This window comes from Desulfovibrio desulfuricans DSM 642 (assembly GCF_000420465.1).
In the GTDB taxonomy this organism is placed as follows: Bacteria; Desulfobacterota; Desulfovibrionia; order Desulfovibrionales; family Desulfovibrionaceae; genus Desulfovibrio; species Desulfovibrio desulfuricans.
In genome coordinates this window covers 61,091-82,851 of record NZ_ATUZ01000014.1, presented here as the reverse complement: position 1 = coordinate 82,851, position 21,761 = coordinate 61,091, and the positions used below count along the sequence as shown (strand labels likewise).

Annotated in this window: 17 protein-coding genes; 8 read left to right on the top strand and 9 right to left on the bottom strand. The window is 60.8% G+C overall.

Features of this window, described 5'->3' with window-relative positions; translation table 11 throughout:
- Positions 1-31 precede the first annotated feature (31 nt).
- The 4 genes from G449_RS0108545 to G449_RS0108530 all read right to left on the bottom strand — a co-directional run bounded on the left by G449_RS0108545 (position 32) and on the right by G449_RS0108530 (position 5,040).
- Entirely contained in the window at positions 32-823 is a 792-nt protein-coding gene (locus G449_RS0108545; protein ID WP_022658892.1) for a DUF4198 domain-containing protein, read from the bottom strand.
- 142 nt (positions 824-965) lie between these two features.
- A complete protein-coding gene (locus G449_RS0108540) occupies positions 966-1,607 on the bottom strand; it encodes a class II aldolase/adducin family protein (RefSeq protein ID WP_022658891.1) in 642 nt (213 codons plus the stop codon).
- A 33-nt stretch (positions 1,608-1,640) separates the two neighbouring features.
- Positions 1,641-2,708, bottom strand: coding sequence for a thiamine-phosphate kinase (gene thiL, locus G449_RS0108535; protein WP_022658890.1), 1,068 nt, complete (start codon positions 2,706-2,708; stop codon positions 1,641-1,643).
- Between the two features lies 1 nt (position 2,709).
- The gene (locus tag G449_RS0108530; protein ID WP_022658889.1) at positions 2,710-5,040 is read right to left on the bottom strand and encodes an ATP-dependent helicase; all 2,331 of its coding nucleotides are present in this window, start codon (positions 5,038-5,040) and stop codon (positions 2,710-2,712) included.
- 117 nt (positions 5,041-5,157) lie between these two features.
- Here G449_RS0108530 and G449_RS16570 point away from each other — a divergent pair, with 117 nt between their 5' ends.
- The 5 genes from G449_RS16570 to panB all read left to right on the top strand — a co-directional run bounded on the left by G449_RS16570 (position 5,158) and on the right by panB (position 9,851).
- Positions 5,158-6,414 carry a multidrug effflux MFS transporter gene (locus G449_RS16570; protein WP_022658888.1) on the top strand — a complete coding sequence of 419 codons (1,257 nt, stop codon included), beginning with the start codon at positions 5,158-5,160 and terminating at the stop codon, positions 6,412-6,414.
- Positions 6,415-6,546: 132 nt separating this feature from the next.
- A complete protein-coding gene (locus G449_RS0108520; protein ID WP_027180835.1) occupies positions 6,547-7,314 on the top strand; it encodes a class I SAM-dependent methyltransferase in 768 nt (255 codons plus the stop codon).
- A gap of 10 nt (positions 7,315-7,324) precedes the next feature.
- Positions 7,325-7,861 carry a hypothetical protein gene (locus tag G449_RS0108515; protein WP_022658886.1) on the top strand — a complete coding sequence of 179 codons (537 nt, stop codon included), beginning with the start codon at positions 7,325-7,327 and terminating at the stop codon, positions 7,859-7,861.
- 272 nt (positions 7,862-8,133) lie between these two features.
- Complete coding sequence (gene speB / locus G449_RS0108510) at positions 8,134-9,021, top strand: agmatinase (protein WP_022658885.1); 888 nt, start codon at positions 8,134-8,136, stop codon at positions 9,019-9,021.
- A complete protein-coding gene (gene panB / locus G449_RS0108505) occupies positions 9,018-9,851 on the top strand; it encodes a 3-methyl-2-oxobutanoate hydroxymethyltransferase (RefSeq protein WP_022658884.1) in 834 nt (277 codons plus the stop codon). Before speB ends, panB begins: the two co-directional genes overlap by 4 nt.
- A gap of 76 nt (positions 9,852-9,927) precedes the next feature.
- Here panB and G449_RS0108500 read toward each other — a convergent pair whose 3' ends face one another.
- Positions 9,928-13,170, bottom strand: coding sequence for a DEAD/DEAH box helicase (locus tag G449_RS0108500; RefSeq protein ID WP_027180834.1), 3,243 nt, complete (start codon positions 13,168-13,170; stop codon positions 9,928-9,930).
- Positions 13,171-13,181: 11 nt separating this feature from the next.
- Positions 13,182-13,874, bottom strand: a complete 693-nt coding sequence (locus G449_RS16565) for an acyltransferase (protein ID WP_022658882.1) — start codon at positions 13,872-13,874, stop codon at positions 13,182-13,184.
- A gap of 254 nt (positions 13,875-14,128) precedes the next feature.
- Here G449_RS16565 and G449_RS0108485 point away from each other — a divergent pair, with 254 nt between their 5' ends.
- Complete coding sequence (locus tag G449_RS0108485; protein WP_022658880.1) at positions 14,129-14,380, top strand: FeoA family protein; 252 nt, start codon at positions 14,129-14,131, stop codon at positions 14,378-14,380.
- Positions 14,381-14,479: 99 nt separating this feature from the next.
- Here G449_RS0108485 and G449_RS16560 read toward each other — a convergent pair whose 3' ends face one another.
- Complete coding sequence (locus G449_RS16560; RefSeq protein WP_022658879.1) at positions 14,480-15,430, bottom strand: LysR family transcriptional regulator; 951 nt, start codon at positions 15,428-15,430, stop codon at positions 14,480-14,482.
- A 299-nt stretch (positions 15,431-15,729) separates the two neighbouring features.
- Between G449_RS16560 and G449_RS0108475 the strand changes: the two genes are divergently transcribed.
- Positions 15,730-16,947, top strand: coding sequence for an MFS transporter (locus G449_RS0108475; RefSeq protein WP_211215148.1), 1,218 nt, complete (start codon positions 15,730-15,732; stop codon positions 16,945-16,947).
- Positions 16,948-16,969: 22 nt separating this feature from the next.
- Positions 16,970-18,163, top strand: a complete 1,194-nt coding sequence (locus tag G449_RS0108470) for a mandelate racemase/muconate lactonizing enzyme family protein (protein WP_022658877.1) — start codon at positions 16,970-16,972, stop codon at positions 18,161-18,163.
- 87 nt (positions 18,164-18,250) lie between these two features.
- Here G449_RS0108470 and G449_RS17795 read toward each other — a convergent pair whose 3' ends face one another.
- A complete protein-coding gene (locus tag G449_RS17795; RefSeq protein ID WP_022658876.1) occupies positions 18,251-19,435 on the bottom strand; it encodes a GGDEF domain-containing protein in 1,185 nt (394 codons plus the stop codon).
- Positions 19,432-21,744 (bottom strand): ferrous iron transport protein B, encoded by a 2,313-nt coding sequence (gene feoB, locus G449_RS0108460; protein WP_022658875.1) that lies wholly within the window; start codon positions 21,742-21,744, stop codon positions 19,432-19,434. The genes G449_RS17795 and feoB overlap by 4 nt, the downstream gene beginning before the upstream one ends.
- Between the last annotated feature and the right edge of the window lie 17 nt (positions 21,745-21,761).

Genomic DNA, 21,761 nt, shown 5'->3' with positions numbered 1-21,761 from the left:
TCCCCCGCCTGCCTGCGTGTGGATATGGGGTCTACTTTACGGGGAACACATAGGTGGCGCGCAGATGGTGCTCGTCAGCATCCGCGCCGGGGGTCTTTTCCACCACCGTGGTGCGCAGCATCCACAGGGCGGGCTTGTCCACGGTAAAGGAGGCCTTGCCCTGCGCATCGGTCTGCGCCTTGGATTTGTAGGTGTCCTGCTCCTTGCTGAAGGCATCGTGGGTCAAGCCCACAGTGGCATTGGGCACGGGCTTGCCGCGCAGCAACACCTGTACGTTCAGGGGTGCGCCGGGCTTGATGTCTGCGGGATTGGTCAGCAGCACAAGTTCCAGATCCTGGCCAAGAGCCTTGCCGAACAGGGTGTCGTTGCTGGCGGGATTGAGCAGAGTCTTGGCGAATTTTTCATACTTGCCGGAAGATTTGACCTTCATGCCCTTGGCTTCAAGGGCGGCGCGGCTGCCTTCCATTTCACCCTGCGTTGTTTCGCACCATATCTGGGGCAGGCGGTGGCCCACCAGCATGGCAGGGCCGTTCTGCGCGAGGGTGAAGTCGCCCACCAGCGAAACAAGCGCCTTGTCTTCCACTAAGGCGATGTCGGTTTTTTTGTCGCCCTGCAAGAGGTACAGGCGCACGTTGGCGGGATTTTCGGCTTCTTCGCTGACCATGAACACATGAGCTGCCTGCGCCTGCATGCGGGTTTTTTGCCCGGCGGCGGGGGTTGCCGTGTCGGGCTTGAGGATAAATTCGTGGGCCAGGGCGGCAGTGCTGGAAATCATGAGACCCATAAGGGCCAGAGCAGCGTAGAAGTGCGAACGGATATGCATGGTGGGGGGCTCCTTTGAGTTTGTGTTACGAAAATATAGTGTATGCTACAGCGGCGCATATGTTTTTGCAAGTTGTAACACTCATGGGCGCAAAAAAAGCCCGCAAAATGCGGGCTGCAAGGAGCGGGCGGCAATGCTTGCACTAAACCGTGGCAAGTATCTGCAGTGCGGCCAGATGTTCCAGTTCTTCAGCCAGACACAGGGCTTCGGCCAGGGTGCGCCCAAGGCAGCACAAGCCATGCCCGGCCATCCACACGGCATCCTTGCCGCTGGCGGCCAGAGCCACGGCATCTGCCAGCTCGGTGGTGCCGGGGGGCAGGGCCGGGGCAAAGCCCAGCTTGGCACGCCACACTTCTGCTTCAAAAAGGGGCAGGCGCAAAAAGTCCTCCTGCCTGCCCGCCAGCCGCAGACTCAAGGCGAGCAGACGGCGGGGGTGGGTGTGCAGGATGGCATTACAGTCCGGGCGGGCACGGTAGATGGCAAGGTGCATGCCCGATTCTGTGGATGCTGGCCCTCCTGACACGGCGGCGCCTGTGGCGATGTCCATAAGGCAGCAGTCGGCGGCGGTCAGCCTGCCCTTGGCAGCGCCACTGCGAGTGACGCAGATAAGCCCCGGCGTATGGCTGCCAAGCCTGCGGCTGGCGTTGCCGTTGCAGCCGGACAGCAGGCCCTGCTTCCATGCATCGCGGCAAACTGCCCGAAATTCTTCAACCATTTCAGAAGGAATGGAAGGTTGATCTTCTGGGATCGGCGCGGTTGTTGGCCGCTGCGAGGTGATGCTCATGCGGGGTTTCCTTTGTTTTGCCATGCGCGTATGTCAGGCTTCCTGCCCTTTGCGTTCAAAGTGGTCAAAGCCGCGCATGTCCGCCAGAGTGTCCAGCGGTTCGTTGTTGCACACAATGCCGCCGCCCGCAGTCACAACGCCGATGCTCGTGAGGCGCGGTATGGCCGCATGCAGGGGGGGCAGCATGTCGGGCGCGCACGAACCAAGCAGGGCGTAATCCTCGCCGCCAAGCAGGGCTTCGTGCACAGGATTTCTGCCATTGGCTTCGGCATAGCTCACTACTTCCGGGTGCAGTTGCCCACGGGCCAGCATAATCTCCGCCCCCAGGCTGCCGCGCGAGACCTGACCCGCAGCGCTCAACTCGCCCGTAAGACCAAGCAACCGGGGTAGATCGCGCATGATGCCGTCAGAAACATCCATGAGCGCAGGCGGCCGGGCGTTGAATCCTGCCCGGGCCAGCATGAGGCCAGCGTCCACCTGCGGCTCGGGGTGCAGGTGCGCCGCGCAGGCGGCGGGCCACTGCGCCAGGGCAGCGCGGCCCTGAGCTTCAAGAGCTTTGAGCCCCACGCGGGCAAGGCCCAGACGTCCCACCACAAAAAGCACATCGCCGGGCATGCTGCCGCCGCGCACAAGAAAGGTTCCGGGGTCGGCGGGCTCGCCCCACACGGTCACAGAAATATGCAGACGCTCGCAGCCGGAAAGATCGCCTCCAGCCAGCACCATGTTGTGTTGCTTGGCAAGACCGGCCATGCCGGAGAAAAACGCGTCCAGCCACGGTTCGTCCACCCAGCCGGGCAGGCCGAGGCACAGGGTAAAGGCCGCGGGCCGCGCCCCGCAGGCCGCAAGATCGCTCACATTGACGGCCAGCGCCTTGTAGCCTGTTTCTTCAGGGGTAAAATACGAGCGGCGAAAATGCACGTCTTCCAGAAAAAGGTCGCTGCTCACGGCAAGGGGCTTGCCGCCGCGCAGCACGGCGCAGTCGTCGCCCCTGCCCAGCAGCAGGGAAGGCCCGGTTTGCGGAAAATGTCTGCCAAGACAGGCCAGAATGCCGTCTTCAGAAAGAGAGCCATGAGAAACAGGGGATGCGTGGGGCGGAACCATATCAGCTCTCCAGAATCAGATATTCGCTCAGAATGACCTTGAGGCCAAAGCCGGGGAAATTCACCTGCACCTTGTCCGGCGGCAGATGGCGTACGATCTTGCCGCGCCCGAAAATACGGTGGCGGCAGTAGCACAGTTCACCATCGCCTGCGGCCTGCGGCCCTGAACTCCCATGAGCCGCCGCAGGGGCGGACACGGGATTCGCAAAGGGAAGGGCCTGCCCAGCCGGGCCTCTCGCTGACGCGCAGCCCGGCGCATCGTCTGGCGCAAGCTGGCAGTCGTCATAGACATCGTGGCTTGGCGGGCGTTGCGGACGCGGCAAAAGCCCGCCCGAAAAGCCCTGCGCTCCACCAGGCCCGCCAGCTGAAGGCACGGCGGGTTTGCGCCCAAAGCCCACGCCGCCAACGCTGCGGCGCGAAAGCACGCCGCCGAAGCCTTCAATCCATTCTTCAACCATGCCGGGCGCAAGCTCGCGCACAAAGGGACTCTGGCTCACGTGCTGACTGCCGCGCTCCGCCCTGTTGTAGAGCGAGGCCGGGGCGTAAAGGTCAAGGCACTGGCGCGCGCGGGTGCAGGCCACGTACATGAGGCGGCGTTCTTCTTCAAAATCTTCTGGCCGCGCCAGAGCGTGGCGCGAGGGAAAGCGGTCTTCCACCAGATCAATGATCAGAACGGCGTTCCACTCCAGCCCCTTGGCTGAATGCACGGTGGAAAGGGTGATCTTGCCCTCGTTGCTGTCGGCGTCATCGTCTTCCGGCGCTTCAAGGGCCAGATCTGCCACAAAGAGATCCAGCTCGCTGTAACCGGAGGCCATCTGGATGATTTCTTCCAGCCCCTGCTGGCGGCGGGGCCAGTCTTCGGGGTAAAGGGCCTCGAGGCGGGGGCGGTAATGTTCAAGAACTGATGATAGCGTGCCCGAGGGCGGCATGGGCCGGGCGCGCAGGTCGTCCACAAAGCGCATGTCTTCCAGAAAGCCTGGATACTTGGCAAAGGCTTTTTCTGTGGATTTCTGGTCGCCGCTGCGGGCCACGGCATAGAGTTTTTCCACCGTCTTGGGGCCAATGCCGCTGTGCTGGGCCGCCACACGGGCAAAGGCGGGCAGGTCGAGCGGGTTGAGCAGCAGGCGCGCGTAGGCAATAACATCCTTGACGTGGGCGGCCTCGGTATAGCGCAGCCCGCCGTATTTGCGAAAGGCAATGCCCGCCTGATTGAGGGCCATTTCCAGATTGTAGGAATGGAAGCCAGCGCGGAAAAGCACCGCGATTTCATGCGGCAGATGTGTCGTCAGCAGTTCTTCAACCCGGCGCACCACCAGCTTGGCCTGACTCATGTCGCTGAGCGGCGTCACAAGTCGCACCGGGTCGCCGCCTTCCTTGCGCGTGAAGAGGTTTTTGCGGAAGGATTCCGCAGCGTGGGAGAGCAGGTTGTTGGCCACATCCAGCACTGGCTTGGTGGAACGGTAGTTTTCTTCCAGCCGCACCACGCGCGCGCCGGGAAAAAGCGTGGGAAAGTCCAATATGTTGCGCACGTTGGCACCGCGAAAAGCATAGATGGACTGGGCTTCGTCGCCCACCGCCATGACGTTGCCTGGGGGGCCGTCCATCGGCCCTGCCAGCAGGCGCACAATGCGGGCCTGAACCAGGTTTGTATCCTGATACTCGTCCACAAGAATATGGCTGAACCTCTGCCGCAGCGAGGCGGCTGCCAGCGGATTCTCGCGCAGCAGGGCCTCAAGCTCGAACAGCAGATCATCGTAATCCAGCAGGCCCTTGTCGCGGCGGTAGGCATTGTAGGCATCACCCAGCCGGGCCAGACCCTCGGCGTGGGGCAGCAGGTGAAAGGCCTCGCGCCGCAGCACTTCGTCCAGCGGCAATTCCTTGTTGCGGGCCTTGCTCAGCAACCCCACAATGCTCTGGGTCTTGGGAAACGACCTGTCCCCCTTGCCCAGCTTGAGCTGATCCTTGCAGTGTTTGACCGCCTCGTTGATGTCGGCGGAATCCATGACTGTAAAGGGCCTGTCGCCAAGCCACGCGGGCTTCCAGCGCCGGAGCGCCCCAAAGCCAAAGGCGTGGAAGGTGCCGCCCTGCACGCCCGCAAGCCCCTGATTGAGCAACAGCCCCGCACGGTGCAGCATTTCATGCGCGGCCTTGCGGGTAAAGGTGAGCAAGAGCATGGCGTCAGGTTCCACGCCGTGTTCTGCCAGCCATGCCAGACGGTAGACGATGGTGCGGGTTTTGCCGCTGCCTGCGCCTGCCACAACCAGCACCGGGCCGTCGCCGCAGGTGGCTGCCTCGTACTGGGCTTCGTTAAGGGCTTGAGCGTAATCAATCATGGGCGCAGGGTAGCATAAGGCGGCAGCGCATACCAGCGCCGCGCAGGGGCATTCCCCGCCCTTGACTTTGCCCGCGCCCGTCCCGAATATCGCGCAAAGAAAAGAAAAGGGACAAACATGCGCATTACGGAAAATGATTATATTGTGGGTGCCGGCGCAAAGCTGCCACGCCGCCGCAGGCTGTTTCTGGCGCTCTTGCTGGGCATGATGGCCGCCTTTGGCCCGCTGTGTACCGATACCTATCTGCCAAGTCTGCCCGCGCTGGCGGCAGACCTTGACATTTCCACGGCAACAACCCAGTTGACCATCACGGCCTGTCTGCTGGGCATGGCCCTCGGGCAATTGTTTGTGGGGCCCATTTCAGATTCCACAGGGCGGCGCAAGCCGTTGTTCGTGGCATTGATCTTCTTTACGCTGGCTTCCATATGCTGCGCAGCGGCAAAAACGGGCAACAGCTTTATTGCCCTGCGTTTTGCGCAGGGGCTTGGCGGGGCAGGGGGCATTGTGCTGGCCCGCGCCATGGCCTGCGACCTGTTTCGCGGGCCGGAGCTGACCAACTTCATGAGCCTGCTCATGGCGGTCAACGGCATTGCTCCCATTACCGGGCCGCTTCTGGGCGGCTGGCTGGCGTCCTTGAGCGGCTGGCCCCTGATTTTTTATTTTCTGACGGGCTTTGGGGTACTGCTGATCGTGCTGAGCGCTGTGGGCCTGCCCGAAACCCTGCCGGAAACCATGCGCCGCGAGGGCGGCTTGCGCGCCTCTTGGAAGGCCATGGGCGAGCTTTTGCGGCAAAAGCCCTTTATGTGCTATGTGGGTGTGCAGGGCTTCACCATGGGCGGATTTTTCGGCTACGTGGCGGCCTCGCCCTTTGTGCTGCAGGGCATGTACGGCATTTCGCCGCAGGGCTACAGCGTCATTTTTGGCTGCAACGCCTTGAGCGTCATGTTTGTCGCCCTTGCCACAGCACGGCTCTCGCGCCGCTTTGGCGAAGCCCGTTTGCTGCAGATCGGCAACGCGCTGCGCTGCGCGGCCTGCCTTGGTGTGCTGGCCGTGACGGTGATTGCGCCAGCTTCGCCCTTGCCGCTGCTCGTGGGGCTGTTTTTCATGATCGCCCTTCAGGGCATGACGCTCCCCACCAGCTTTACCCTTGGCATCAGCGCGCAAAATGTGGGCGCGGGAACAGCCTCGGGCATTCTGGGCGTGGCGGTCTTTATTTTTGGCGCGTGCACTTCGCCCCTTGTGGGGCTGGCCGGGGGAGATACCGCTGTGCCGCTGGGGCTGGTGAGCGCTTGCACGGGGCTTGCCGCCGCAGTACTTGGACAAATTGGCAACCGCGAAATGCAAAAGCGCGTATTGCGGGAAAAGCAGGCCTGAGCCATGTCGTTTCTGGCGGGGAGCGGGGGCATTGTTGCTGCAAATCAGCCCGCCGCATTGACGCGCTGTAGTCTGATGTTTACAACAAGTGGCGTTTGCGCTTTTTTTCGCCGCGCAGGGAGAGCCGGATTCATGGATTGGGATGCCCGCCTTTACGACCAGAGCCACGACTTTGTGGCAGCCTACGGTGAAAATCTGCTGGGCTTGCTGCCCGATGGTCTGGGCTTTGTTGTTGATGTTGGCTGCGGCACTGGCGCACTGACAGAAGCCTTGACCGCCAGAGCCGCCCGCGTGGTGGGCATCGACGCCTCGCCCGACATGATCGTGCAGGCCAGAATGCGTCTGCCGCGAGTGGAATTTCTGGTAATGGACGCCTGCGGCATGCCGTGGAACGGCTGCGTGGACGCGCTGTTTTCCAACGCCGCGCTGCACTGGATAGAAGATCAGGAGCGTCTGACCGCCGTCATGGCGCGGGCGCTGCGCCCCGGCGGCCTGCTGGTGTGCGAATTTGGCGCGCGCGGCAACATCGGGCGCATCCGCGCTGCCTTTGGGGCGGCCTTTCAGGCCGCGCTGGCGGGGGAGGGCATTGGCCCGGCGCATCTGAACTGCGAGCGTTTTTATTTTCCCTCGGCGCAGGAATATGCGGCCCTGCTGAGCCGGCACGGGTTTTCCGTGCGGCTGGCGGAAGAATACGACAGGCCCACCCCTCTCAAAGGCGGGGAAGAAGGCCTTGCCCGCTGGATGGCCCAGTTTTTTGCCCAGGATCTGGATTGCGTGGCCCCAGAGGCTCAGGAAAAGGTTTTTGCCGCCGTGGCGGATGCCCTGCGCGCATCCATGTGGAATAACGGCGGTTGGATTGCTGATTATCGGCGGCTGCGGGTCGTGGCCGTAAAACACTAAGGGAGTCCCCATGCCCGAAGCTCAAGAACAATTTCAGAATGGCGTTGCCAAGGTTCTGGAAGCCGTCATGTTCGAGAACTGGCTGCGTTTTTATTTCATCTCTGAAAAGCCCGATGCCCCTGCCGCCACTGACGGTCAGCCCGCCCTGTTCATTGCCGTGCCGGTCAAGGCCATGGAGCGCATCAGCGAGATGTTCCCCCGGCTGCTGCCCCTGGCAGAAGACATGAACGGCCAGGAAGTGACCTTTGAAACCTCCCGCCGCGCGGTCTGTAATTTTGTTCTGGCCCATGTGGACGGTCAGGTCATGCCCCGCGATTCTGCGACCATGATTTTTGAAAGCGCCACCTTCCAGGTGCAGATGCAGCTTTTCAACGCATGGGTGCAGATGCACGAAGCGCAGCTTGACCGCAACTTTGTGGATTTTGGCGGCTGGCAGAAACTCTTTGACGAATGGCGCAATACGCCCGCCGCGCGTGAACTGGCCGAAAAGCTTTCCCTTTCTTTGCAGGGGGCGGCTGTCGCGCCGGGCAAGGGCACTGTGCAGTAGGCTGCGCAAGAAAATATTTTGTACAGTTTTGCGCCTTTCAGGCAGGGCACAGGCACGAGGGGTTAAACATTTTTAACGCGCCCATTGCGGGGCTGTAAAAAATTACCAATAAAAAGCAGTATGTTATGTGATTATTCGTATGCTGCTTTTTGTGGCACGGCCATTGCAGCTTGGAAAGTACCTTCCTTTCTTTTGCTGACAGTCTCCTCCAACCAAAACGGCCTGCCTCCCCAAGCGGGCCGTTTTTTTATGTCAAATCACGGCAGGATCACATGCAAGACAAGTTTCTGGCTTCTGAATATCCCCAGTCTGCACCGGAGCAGGCAGGGTTTCACATTATCCCCGTCCCTCTGGAGCAGAGCGTTTCTTATGGCAGCGGCACGGTCAAAGGCCCTCAGGCCCTGCTTGCCGCATCGCACCAGCTGGAGGCCTGGGAATGCGGATTCGCACCGGGCGAGTCAGGTTTTTTTACCGCTCAGGCCGTGGACTGCGCTGGCCCCATAACCGACACGCTTGACCGCATAGAGGCCGCTGTGGCCCATGCCATTGCCTGCGAGGCAGTGCCTGTGGTGCTGGGCGGCGAGCATACCGTGACGCTTGGAGCCTTGCGGGCATTGGTCCGGCAGGCTGAAAAAACGGGCGAATCCTTTGGCGTTGTGCAGTTTGACGCCCACGCCGACCTGCGGCCCCAGTATGAGGGCAGCCCCTTTTCACACGCCAGCGTCATGTACCGCGCCGTGGCCGACCTCGGCCTGCCGCTCACGCAGTTTGCCGTGCGCGATTTCTGCCGGGAAGAAGCCGAGATCCGCAAGAAGTTCAACGTCACCCATTACGACGCCTACTTCCTTGCCCGCGTGGGCCTGCCGGAACTGCCCCTGCCCGAGGATTTCCCCAAAAATATTTACATCACCTTTGATGTGGACGGGCTTGATTCGTCCATCATGCCAGCAACAGGAACGCCCTCGCCCGGCGGTATCAACTGGCGCGAGGCCCAGTACATGCTGGAACGCTGCGTCGCGGGCCGCCGCGTGGTGGGGCTGGACGTGGTGGAACTGGCCCCCATTGAGGGCCTGCACCATGCGGACTTTACGGCTGCCAAGCTTACCCACCTCATCATGGGGCTGGCCCACGATGCCAATCAGAAGGAGGCTCAGGCATGAAGAATACGATAGTTACCTTCCGCGAGGCCAAAGGGCAGGGAAAGCTCGTCATGTTGACGGCTTATGACTACAGCACCGCACAGGTCATGGATATGGCCGGGGTGGATGCCCTGCTTGTGGGCGATTCGCTGGGCATGGTGATGCTGGGCTATCCCGATACGCTTTCCGTCACGGTGGACGACATGGTGCGCCACTGCGCCGCCGTGGCCCGGGGTGCGCAAAAAGCCCTTGTGGTCTGCGACATGCCCTTTATGAGCTACCATGTTTCTGTGGAAGAAACCGTGCGCAACGCCGGGCGGCTCATGACTGAAGGCCGTGCCCAGGCGGTCAAGCTTGAAGGCGGTGCGGAATTTGCCGCAGAAGTGCGAGCGCTGACGCGGGCCTCCATTCCCGTCATGGGGCATCTTGGCCTCACGCCGCAATCGGTGAACGCTTTTGGCGGGTTCAAGGTGCAGGGCAAAAGCATGGCCGCAGCCCAGAAGCTGCTGGACGATGCCCGTGCCCTGCAAGAAGCCGGGGCTTTCGCCCTGGTGCTGGAATGCGTGCCCGCGCCCCTGGCCGAGCGCGTGACCCAGGCGCTGTCCATCCCGGTTATCGGTATCGGCGCTGGCGCTGGCTGTGATGGTCAGGTGCTGGTGTGGCAGGATATGACGGGCATGACCCTGAGCCATCTGCCGCGCTTCGTCAAACGCTTTGGCGAAGTGGGCGCAAGCCTGCGCTCCGCGGTGGAGGCCTACGCGCGTGAAGTGCGCGCGGGCGCTTTCCCCGGCGAGGATCACGTCTACCCCCTGCCAGAAGGTATGGAGAAGACACTGAAAAAATTGAAGTAACCCTAATTTGTTACAGAGATTTGAAAGCAAAACGCCCGCTATTGCGGGCGTTTTGCTTTTTCGGGCTAAGCCGGTCTCAGCGCCGGTGAAAATCCACAGGAACGCGCACACGGGAGCCAGCCTTGTTGCTGAACAGCAAAAAGCCCTGCTCCAGACCGTGCAGATAAAGGCGGCGGGTGATGTCTACATCCTTGCGGCAATACGTGGCGATATCTTCCAGCCTTCCTTCCTTCCACCATTGCAGGGCTTGCAGTCCGTCAGCGCTCTTGGGTTCGCCCAGGGTGGCCTGTCCCAGATTGTCCAGCGAGAGGCGGTAGTTCAGCCGCTCGGCAACGCGCTGCAAAAGGTCAAGGCTGGGCAGGGTGCGCAGATCAAATGGCGCAAAGGGCGAGAGCACGGCGTAGTCAAAGCGCAGACTGTTGAAGCCCACCACAAGGTCGCTCGCGCGCAGGCGCTCGAACAATGCGGGCAGCTCCTCCTGCTGGTAGGAGAAATAGTCGTCCGCCTTGCTGTCATAGGCCACGGCAACGCTTACGCCCATGCGGTCGGCCCGGTTCCAGCCGCCTACCTCGGCGGCGGAGCGCCGGGTTTCCACGTCAAAGACCACAAAATTTTTTGGCGGCGGCACGGGAATGTGCGTCAACAGGCCTGCGGCGTCAAAGGTAGTTGTCCCCTGAGCGCCCGGTGCGCTGCTGGCCGCGCCCTGCGGCGCGGGGGCACTGCCGCTGGGGCCGGATTGCGCAAGACCGTTAGCGCCGAACAGACTGTTCTGATTGTCCGGCGCGGAGTGCTTTTTGCTCATGGATTGTTCCTCCATTGCAGTGTGCGCGGCTTCGGGCTGGCTTTCTTGATTGATGAAATCCAGAGCCGAAACTGCAGGCCGGGGCGCTGCCGCCAGGGCAGAGGCTGCGTCCAACGATTCCATTTCCAGCCTGTCAGGGGCGGGGCTGATGCGCAGGTCGCGGCACAGGGCATCGCCTTCCGTGCCGGGGGCCAGCATTTCGCGCAGCAGTTCCAGCGCGCCGATCTTGCTGATGGGCCTGTTGCCGGAGCCACACTTGGGCGAATGCACGCAGGAGGGGCAGCCGTCCTCGCAGGGGCAGGCGGCAACAGCCTTGAAGGTGGCTTCCAGAAGGCCCCGCGCATCGGGAAAGGCCTGACGCGTCAGGCCAGCCCCACCCGGCAGTCCGTCATAAATAAATACGCCTGACAGCCCGGTCTGGGCATGCAGCGGGGTGGAAATACCGCCAAAGTCGTTGCGGTCGGCCATGATGAGCAGGGGCAGCAGGCCAATGGCAGCGTGCTCAAGGGCGTGGATGGAGCCCATGTAGTGCAGAAAGCGTTCTTCCAGCGAGGCGCGGATGCTGTCTGGTATGACGTACCACAGACCCTCGGTTTCAAAAACCTGCGGCGGCGCGGCAAGCGGCGTGATGGTGAGCAGGCGGTTGCCCGATGTGGAGCGCTTTTCATACCCGGTCACGGTGTCGGTGATGCGCAGGCGGCCACGGCAGACCAGCACACGACCCACTGATGTGCGCTCGACTTCTTCAAGAATGTCGGTGCTTTTTTGCCCGCGCGTACGCGTAAACCACGAGACCTTGGTCGCCTTGGCTACAATGCGGGCGCGGGCCGGGTCCATCTCTTCAATCACATAGCTGCGGCCCCGGTGCAGGTAGACAGCGCCGGGGTGCGTCTCCTGCCATGCGCGAAAGCCATCCACAGAGCCGATGATCTGGCCGTCCTGATCTTCAATGCTGAAGGTCTGGCCTGTGCCGCGCAAATCCACATGCCGTTGGGGGCGCTTGCGGGCGGCCAGCAGTTGGGTGCCGTCCGCCGACTGCAGCAACAGCCCCTTGGCGTTGAGCGCGCGGGCGGCGGCGCGGGCAGCAGGGCTTGCCAGCATGGCTTCACCGGGGGTGAGGGGCATTTCTGCCGCCGCGCATTCCAGATGCCGGGTCAAAATGACTTCGTTGTCCGGGTTGACCACGGCCTTTTCCGCAGGGCGACTGAAAAAATCTTCGGGATTGCGGGCAAAATACTGATCCAGCGCATCCTCGCCCGCCACGATGATAACGGCCGATTCCTGCTGGGCGCGGCCCACGCGCCCGCCGCGTTGCAGGGTGGCCATGACCGTGCCGGGGTAGCCCACAAGGATGCACACGTCCAACCCGCCAATGTCTATGCCAAGTTCCAGCGCGCTGGTGCTGACCACTGCCAGCAGTTCGCCCGAGGCCATGCGGGCCTCGATGTCACGCCTTTCTTCAGGCAGAAAGCCCGCCCGATAGGCGGAGATTCGTTCGGAAAATACACCCGATTGCCCGGCCCACAGGCTGATGAGTTCTGTCATGCGCCGTGAGCGGCAGTAGACTATGGTGCGCAAGTTGCGGGCCAGCGCCGCCTTGAGCAGGTCAATGGCCGCAGTGGCGGGGCTTTGCTCCGGATTGAGAAAAACAAAGTGCCGTGGTCCCTGCGGCGCGCCGGACTGGTCAATAACCACAGGCGCATCCGCTGTGCGGGTGGCAGGAGCGGAGGACGGAACCCGAGCCGGGGAATCCAGACCTGTAGCAGGGGCAGACGTGGAGGCGGGAGCCTCCGTGCCGGTCAGCGCTGCTGCCAGCTCGCCGGGATTGCCCACGGTGGCCGTACACAGCACGTAGACGGGCCGCGCGCCGTAGCGCCCGGCAATACGGTTGAGCCGCCGGAATACCTGGGCCATGTGCGCCCCAAACACGCCCCGGTAAGTATGGGCTTCGTCCACAACCACATGGCTCAGGCCCGCCAGAAATTCCGCCCACTGTTCGTGGTGGGGCAAAATGCCGAGGTGCAGCATCTCTGGATTGCTGATAAGTACTGTGGGCGGATTGCGCCGGATTTTGCGGCGAAAATGGTCGGTGGTGTCGCCGTCATACAGGGCGGCGGTGGGCCGGGCCTCCTTGGGCCAGCCCTCCACCAGGGCGTTGAACGCGCCCAGCTGATCCTGCGCCAGAGCCTTGAGCGGGAAGAGATACAGGGCGCGGGCATCGCGGTCGCGCAGGTAGCGGTCGAGCACGGGCAGGTTGTAGATAAGACTTTTGCCGCTGGCCGTGGGCGTGGCCGCAACAATGGAATGCCCGGCGCGGATGTGGTCTGTGGCAAGGGCCTGATGGCTGTAAAGTCCCTTGATGCCGCGCTGCTCAAGGGCACGGCTGATGGCCGCGGGCCAGGGCAGGCGCGTGGGCGCGTAGCATGGCTCCACTGGCGGAAAGAGCTTGTGGCACGTGACCTGCGCGCCCAGCTTTTCCGACGCCAGCAGCGCCGCAATATATTCCCCCACAGACACCGTGCAGCGACCTATTCCGCAGTGGCGGGCTGTTGCGCGCTTTCGCCGGGCTGGAGGCTGCGCAGCACGCGGGCAGGAGAGCCAGCGGCAAGGCAGAAGGGCGGCACATCTCGCGTGACCACGCTGCCAGCGCCTATGATGGCCCCCTCGCCAATGGTTACGCCCTTGAGGATAAGGCAGTTCATGCCAATCCACGCATAGTCGCCAATAGTTACCGGGCGGTCGCCTTCCATGCCGGGTTCTGTGGCGCGGGCTTTCGGCGGCCAGTGGGCGTGAAAGTCGGAATCCACCACAACGCAGTTGGGGCCAACCATGACCTGACGCCCAAGGCGTATGACCTTGGAGCGCGCGGTGATGGATGTGCCGCTCAACTGGCAGCCGGGGCCGATTTCAATGCTGGCTCCGGGGCCAAAGGTGCGCAGCCGCACGGGATGTGCCAGCGCAGCAGCCGTGGCCCGCCGCCAGGAAGAAATAAGGCTTGCGCCAGCGCCGATGCTCATGCGGCTGCCCGGCCAGCGCAGCAGACCCACAGGGCCGTGGGCGGATACTCCCGCTCCAACCTTTACACCCAGCGCAAAGGCCTTGAGCCGCAGGCGCAGAGTGCCCCAGAGCGCGCCGTTTACGCGCATGATCTGCAAACACAAATAGCTTATGACGTTGGACGGGGTGAGGCCCCGTTCCAGAACTTTTTTCAGGATGCTCATGGCTTGTCCGTTGTTGACGTGTGCCGGATCGGCGTGGAGGCCAGTGGCGCTCCCGCTGCAAGGCATCATGCCAGAGTCGGGCCATATGGTCGAGTGGAGCGGCTGGGGCCTGCCGCGCGAGGTGCCGAGTGTGGCGCAACCACTGCAGATTGCTGTGGTCATATTTTCTTGACGCTGGGCAGGATGATCGTTAAATTGAAAATGAATGTTATTTTTAAAATGGGCGACTTTTTTAAAAGATGCCCGGAGGCGCAATGGATTCAGTTATTCCTCTCACGTCCCTCAAAGTGGGCGAGGTAGCGCGTATTGTCAGCATCAATGCCAGGGGCGAGCTTGCGCGGCGCATCCGCGACATGGGGCTGGGTTCGGGCATGCCTGTTTCTGTGGTGGGCTATGCGCCCCTGCGCGACCCTCTGGCCTTGCGTTGCGCGGAAGTAACCATTGCCCTGCGCCGCAGGGAGGCCGGGGCCATCATGGTGCAGCCCGCTGCTGCGGCAAACAATTAGCACTTTAGCTTTCAGGCTTGCCCTACATGTATGCGTTCAGACGCTCTGCTTTTCAGCAGGGCGTTTTTTTATGCTGCAAAGGCAGGCCAGCCCCTGTGATCAGGCGTCTCTGCGTGTACTGAGCGGCGGTGCCAGCTCTGCAACAGTGGCTGAATCCAGTGTATTGGGATCGTGATCTTTCACAAACTGCGTGGCAAAATCCACAAATGTGGCAGCAGCGTCCGAGAGTTTGCGGGCAGCAGGCAAGTACATCTGCATTTCCCGGTACAGTACCGGGTCGTGCAGGAGGGTAGCTACAAGGCCATAGCCCCGCGCCAGCATCAGCGAAAACCGTCCAGCCAGCGCAACGCCGCACCCTGCTGCGGCCAGGGCAAAGGCCGTTGGCATCTGGTTGACCACATGGCCAATGGTAAACGGCGGCTGCGTTCCCACATCCGCGGCGATATAGCCCACGGATTCCCTGCCAACTGCAACCACCGGAACCTTCTTTACCTCGCTCCAGGTGCTGTGCCTCCCTGCCAGCGGATGATCCGGGCGTGAGAGCATGCTCACAGGGGTGGTAAAAAAATGGCGGGCGATAATGTCTGTTTCTGTCAGGCGGGCCGGGCCAAAACCGACTTCTGCATCCCCTTGCTGTATACTCGATTGTACCAGCGCCATGGGCTGATCCACCAGCTCGACACGTATGGCAGGTTGGGCTCTCTTGAAATGCGCGAGCAGTAGCGGCAACAGAGTGCAGGCTATGAGCGGCGCGCCAACAACGCGTACTCTGCCCGCGCGCAGGCTGCTAAGATCTGCGGCGTATTTTTCCATAAGCAAAAATTCGTGAAAGGCCTTCTGGGCCAGCGTGTACATCTCTCGCCCATCGGGGGAAAGTGAGACGAAACGCGATGTGCGGTCAAAAAGCGGCACGCCGACCTGCGCCTCAAGATCCTTGATAAGGTTGCTTACGGCACTTTGGGTTATGTGCAAGGAAGCCCCGGCAGCAGTGAAGCTACGAAGGTTTGCAACCGTCAGAAATGCCTCAATTTGCCGCAGCGTCAATTGCATGAGTTTTTCCTTTCATTTAGCGCTTTCAATAACTTTATCTTATTAATCGACAAATAAAAACAATTTTACCAATCTGGATTTACACAGCATAGTCGTGACAATAGAAATTCCATATGGGAAATACCGGTGACTCATATTTGGAATTTAAAGTTTATTAACTATATGTATGATTACAGCAAGTGCGGATTGCCTGATCATAAAAAACGTCAGGAAGGAATACTATGGGTGAAAAAATCGTTTCCTTTGCGAAAGAAACGCAAGAAACAGACGAAACACAAACAAAAAAACGATTCATAATCGTGTTTTGTCTGTTTATCGGGATATTCATAGCATATCTTGACCGCGTCAATGTTTCTGTTCTGGCCGCAAACGATCCATTTCTGCTTGAAATGGGCATCAAGGGCGCCCCAGTGCAAATAGGCATGATGATGTCTGTTTTCTTGGCGGCATATGGTGTGGCCAACGTGCTGCTGGCGCCGATCGGTGACTATCTGGGGCCGCGCAAGTCCATGATGCTTTGCATTGGCCTTTGGACGGCCTCTCTGTTCCTGGGCGGCGTTGCCTCTACGTTTGCGATCATCATCGTCAGCCGGATCATGCTTGGTGTTGGCGAGGGCATGTACTACCCGCTGCAAAGCGTTTTTGTAAAAAACTGGTTCCCCCGGCATGAACGCGGGCGGGCCAACGCCGCCTGGGTTGTCGGGCAATCTGTCGCACCAGCTCTGGCCATGCCGTTTTTTGCTTATCTTATTGGAAACTACGGCTGGAGAGCCAACTTCCATTTCTGCCTCGTGGTGGGCTTGATCCCTTTGTATCTTTTGTGGCGGCATACGGCGGATACCCCGAGGCAGCATAAAAGCATCAACAATGCAGAACTGGCCCATATTGAAGCAGGACAGGAAGTTACGGCTTCCAAGGAAGTTGCGTTGCCTCTGGGGCAGCGTCTCAAGGGATTCATCGGCAATTACCGGTACTGGCTTTTGGTCTTTTGGTATTTGTGCCTCCAATGCATGTACTGGGGCCTGATAACCTGGTTGCCGAGCTACCTTAAAACAGCCAGAGGGTTCAGCTGGAGCGAAATGGGCTGGCTGGCGTCACTGCCCTTTGTGCTTTCCATTATTTTTAAGGTGTCGTGCGGATTTTTGACGGACAAGATAGGCAGAAGCGCGCCAATTCTTATGGCAGCCATGTTCTTTGCCGGTTGTTGTGTTTATCTGGGGGCCGTCGCCGAGCAGAAATACCTCTCGGCCGTATTGCTGTCTCTGGCTGTGGCATTCTGCACCATGGGAACGCCGGTGGCCTGGACGTTGCTGCAGGGGTTGATTCCCGGCTCGTCCATGTCCACGGCGTCAGGCATAATGAATGGCCTTGCCAACGGGCTTGCATCGCTTGCGCCCGCCATGATCGGATTTTTCATAAGCACTACCGGCCAGTACAGCAGCGGCCTGCTTTGCCTTGTGTTCACAGGGGCGGCGGCGACCATTGCGGCAGGTATTCTTGCGGCCAAGCGTTATTAGCGGCACAGTTTACAGGAGAATAATGATGAAGATTACGAGCATTGATATTATTGATGTGGCCAATGACTTCAGCTCTGCCACCAGCAAGTGGCGTCCGGTTGTTGTTCGAGTTAATACGGATGAAGGCATCAGCGGCTTCGGTGAAGTGGGCCTTGCTTACGGCGTGGGTGCTTCTGGCGGGTTTGGCATGGCCAAGGATCTGGCCCAGATACTCATTGGCATGGATCCCATGTGCAACGAAGCAATCTGGGAAAAGATGCTGCGCAAGACATTTTGGGGACAGGGCGGCGGCGGTATTTTTTCCGCTGCCATGAGCGGCCTTGACCTTGCCATGTGGGACATCAAGGGGAAAGCGCTTGGAGTACCCCTGTATCAGCTACTTGGCGGTAAGACTCGCAGCAAGATACGAGCTTATGCCAGCCAGTTGCAGTTTGGCTGGGGGGCCGGGCAGGACAAAGCCATGCTTGTTGATCCCCAGGCCTATGCCGAAACTGCGCTTATAGCCCAGGAAGAAGGCTATGATGCCCTTAAGGTGGACGTACTCGCCATGGACGGGCAGGGTAACTGGAACCAGCAGGATCTTTCAGGCGTGCTGCCCGACAATATACTGCGCAGGGGCTATGACCGTCTTGCAGCCATGCGCAAGGCGGTTGGGCCGGATATGGATATCATTGTTGAAATGCACTCCTTTACGTCCACCACTGCGGCCATCCAGTTTGGCCGCATGATCGCGGAGCTTGACGTGTTGTACTACGAAGAACCCGTCATGCCTCTGAACCCCAAGCAGATGAAGAAGGTTGCGGACAATGTGCCGATTCCAATCGCTGCCGGTGAGCGCATTTACTGGCGCTGGGGTTACCGTCCCTTCCTTGAAGAGGGTTCGCTGAGTGTCATCCAGCCTGATATCTGCACCTGCGGTGGCCTCACAGAAGTAAAGAAAATTTGCGACATGGCACATGTCTATGATGTGACCGTGCAGATTCACGTGTGCGGCGGCCCCATCTCGACCGCTGCGGCCCTGCATATGGAGGCTGCTATCCCCAACTTCATGATCCATGAGCTGCATCGCTACGCACTGCTTGAGCCCAACACCAGAAGCTGCGTGCATAATTACATGCCTGAAAAGGGTATGTACTCCGTGCCCGAGCTGCCCGGTCTGGGCCAGGAACTGACGCAGGAAACTATTGCGGCTTCAACGGTTGTAACGGTGAAGTAAGTTATATTTCCTGCCAGAACAGTGAATAAAAGCCGTCCGGATTGAATCCGGGCGGCTTTTTGTATGCCGGGCTACCCTCTTGGATGCTTATGAAGCCTGCCCATAAACGCAGGTGCGGTTGCGGCCTGCGGCCTTGGCGGCATAGAGGGCGGAATCTGTCTGTCGTACCAGCAGCTGGCTTTCTTCCTTCTGCTCCTCCAGCGGCGTGAGGCTGCTCACTCCCAGGCTGACCGTCACCATGTCGCCCACTGGCGAGCTGGGGTGGGGCAACTGCTCCCGCGCTACCTCCGCATGCACGCGGGCGGCCACGGACTGCGCCGTTGCGGCATCCGCACCGGGCAGCAGCAGGGCAAATTCCTCCCCGCCGTAACGCGCGCAAACATCCGTGGAGCGTGCCGCCCGGCTCATGGCGACTGCAATGCGGCGCAGGCATTCGTCTCCGGCCTGATGGCCCAGACTGTCATTGTATCGCTTGAAGGTATCCACATCCAGCATGATAAGCGCCAGGGGCGTGCCATGTTGCAGGGCATGAAGCCACAGGGAATGCAGCTTGTCGTCAAAGGCGCGGCGGTTGCCCACGCCGGTGAGGCCGTCCACCAGCGACATTTTTTGAAAGTGGTCGTGCTCCGTGGCAAGTTTTTGCGAGCGCACCGTGGCAAGCGACAGATAGGTGCCAAGATTTTCAAGCGCTGCCGATATGTTGCGCAGTTCGGTGATAAAACTGTGTTTGGGCGGCTGGCTGGCGGAACCTGTGCCCAACTGGTTGAGAAAGACCATGATGTTTTGCAGCGGGCGTGCAAGATGCAGACGCAGCAGGCCGAACAACAGGGCCAGCCCGGTGCCCAGCAGTAGAAAGCCCACGAGCAGGCGGTTTTCAAATTCGTGCGCAAGGGTAGCCGTGCGGCGCAGTTGCAGCAGCATGTCATCAGTTACGGGCTGTGCCGTTGCCAGTTCCGCTATGGCGGCGGAAAGCTCCGCCAGCGCGGCGCTGGCCCCCGGCTCCGCTGGCTTTGCGGTCAGTGAGGGCAAGGCCGCCAGTGCGGATTCTGCGCCTCGCAGGCGCGCCATATTGCGGCTGTCGGTCAGTTTGTCGCTCTCGGTCAGCGTCATGAAAAGCCCGTAGGTTCGGGTGCCGGACACGCTGACCTCGCGCGCCATGCTCATAAAATAGAAAAAGCTGGCAGTAAAAAGCAGGGCCATCACCGTGAGCCCCAAGGCAACATATGCGCGTATGTTCATGCCGGGTGCGCGCCCTGTACGTCTGATCATCATGCGTCCATCCAGAAAAAGCGGTACGTCTGATACACGCCCACGGCCATGCCAAAGGCCAGCAGTGTATTGAAGGCTATGCTGAATGCCACCCACTTCCAGCTTCCCGACTCCTGCCGGATGACAACCAGAGTGACAAAGCAGGGGGCATACAGCATGACAAAAACAAGCAGAGCCAGGGCAGTGCCCTGATTCCACGTTGGGTCGGCGCGCAGCAGCTCCGCCAGAGAGGCCGGGTCTTCCGGGTCTTGCTCCCCAAGGGCGTAGGCAGTGCCCAGTGTGGAAATGATGGCCTCCTTGGCTGCAATGCCGCCGATAAGAGCCACATCGGTGCGCCAGCTGAAACCCGCGTAGGATGTTGCGCCTTCAAACCATGTGCCAAGGCTCCCGGCAAGGGTGTGCCGCAGGCGCTCGGCATCCAGTTTCTCCTGCACTTTTGCAAGGGCTTCTTCCTGACTGGCGCGCGCTTCCGCAGGCAGGTCTTCTCGCTCAAGTCCCGCGCTCAGGCGGGCGATTTCGTTTTCAAAGGGCAGGGCCGTTTGCGGATCAAGGGCCGGAAAGGTCATGGCCGCCCAAATGAGCATGGACAGCGGCACAAGCACCGTGCCCGCCTTTTTGAGGTACATCCAGGTGCGCTCCCAGCAATGTATGCAGATGCCGCGCACTGTGGGCATGCGGTAGGGCGGCATTTCCATGACCAGGGGCGTCGCTTCGCCGCGCAAGACGGTTCTGCGCAGCAGCAGAGCCACGCAAAAGGCCAGCACCCACGAGAGCATGATGATGGCAAACATGATGTTGGCGGCATTGTGAGGAAAAAACGTGCCCACCAGAAGCAGATACACGGGCAGTTTGGCCCCGCAGGCCATGTAGGGCAGGGTGAGCATGGTTGCCAGTTTTTCCTTGGGGCTGCGCATGGTGCGGGTAGCCATGACGCCGGGGATGGCGCAGCCCCCTGCAATGCCGCCGGAAATGATATAGGGCATCACCGAGGCGCCGTGCAGGCCGAAAAACTGGAACACTCGGTCGGCAATATAGGCCATGCGCGCCATGTAGCCGCTGTCTTCCACAATGGAGATGAGCGCAAACATGATAAGTACCAGCGGCACAAAACTGAGCACTCCGCCAACGCCCGCGATCACGCCGTCCACCAGCAGGGAGGAGAGCAGACCCTCGGGCAGTGTGCCCCGCACCGCGCCAGCCAGCGCGCTGAACCCACCCTCCAGCCAGCCCTGCGGGTAGGAGCCTAAAACAATGGTGACCTGAAACATGGCGTAAAGCACGCCAAGCATGATCAGCGCGCCCCACACCGCGTGGGCCAGTACGCGGTCGAGCCTGTCCGAGAGGCTAAGGCGGTGGCGCTTGCCGGTTTTAACAACGCAGGCGGCGGCAATTTTGCGCACAAAGGCGCTGTGTCCGTCTGCTATCAAGCCTTCCGCATCGCGGCCAATGCTGCCCAGTTCTTCCTGCACAAAGCGGCAAACCTGGGCCATGTCGGCCGCAAGGTCTGCATCCGCCGCCTGCAAGGCCGCCACGGCTTCCGCATCATCCTGGAGCAGGCTCAGGGCCAGCCAGCGCGGCTCACAGTGGGCATAGGGCGAGGATGCCATGCCCTGGCTTTCCGCAATGCGTTTTTCCATGGTTTCCAGTATCGGGTCGAGCAGGGGGCCGTAGCTTATGTGCAGGGCAGAACTGTGGATTTCGCTGGGCGAAGCTGCGGGAATGCCATGCTGCTGGCTGCTGTTTTCTGCATCAAGGGCAACCTGCCGCGCCGCAGAAAGGGCCTCGCGCAGGCCATTGCCCGAGGTGCCGACCGTGGGCACGGCGATGGCCCCCATGAGTTCCGACAGGCGCAAAAAGTCAATGCTGATGCCCGCCGCCCGGGCTTCATCCATCATGTTGCAGGCAATGACCACAGGCAGGCCCATCTCGCGCAACTGGGCCGTGAGCAACAGCCCGCGCTCCAGAATGCCCGCGTCCACAACGTTGATGACCGCCTGCACCGCGCCGCCCAGCAGCACGTTGCGCGCCACCACCTCCTCCTGCGAATAGGCGGAAAGCGAATACGCGCCGGGCAGATCCACAAGGATGATCTCCTGCCCTTCGTGGCGGATAAAGCCCTCTTTTTTTTCAACAGTCACGCCGCTGTAGTTGCCCACATGCTGGTGCGCGCCTGTGAGGGCATTGAAAACTGTGGTCTTGCCGCAGTTGGGATTGCCAGCGATGGCAAGCCGCAGGGAATAGGCCAGACCGCCGATGAGCGTACGGGCATTGCCGCCACGCGCCCCGGCGACGGCGTAAAGAGATTCCGGCATGCTGTGCGCTCCTGTCA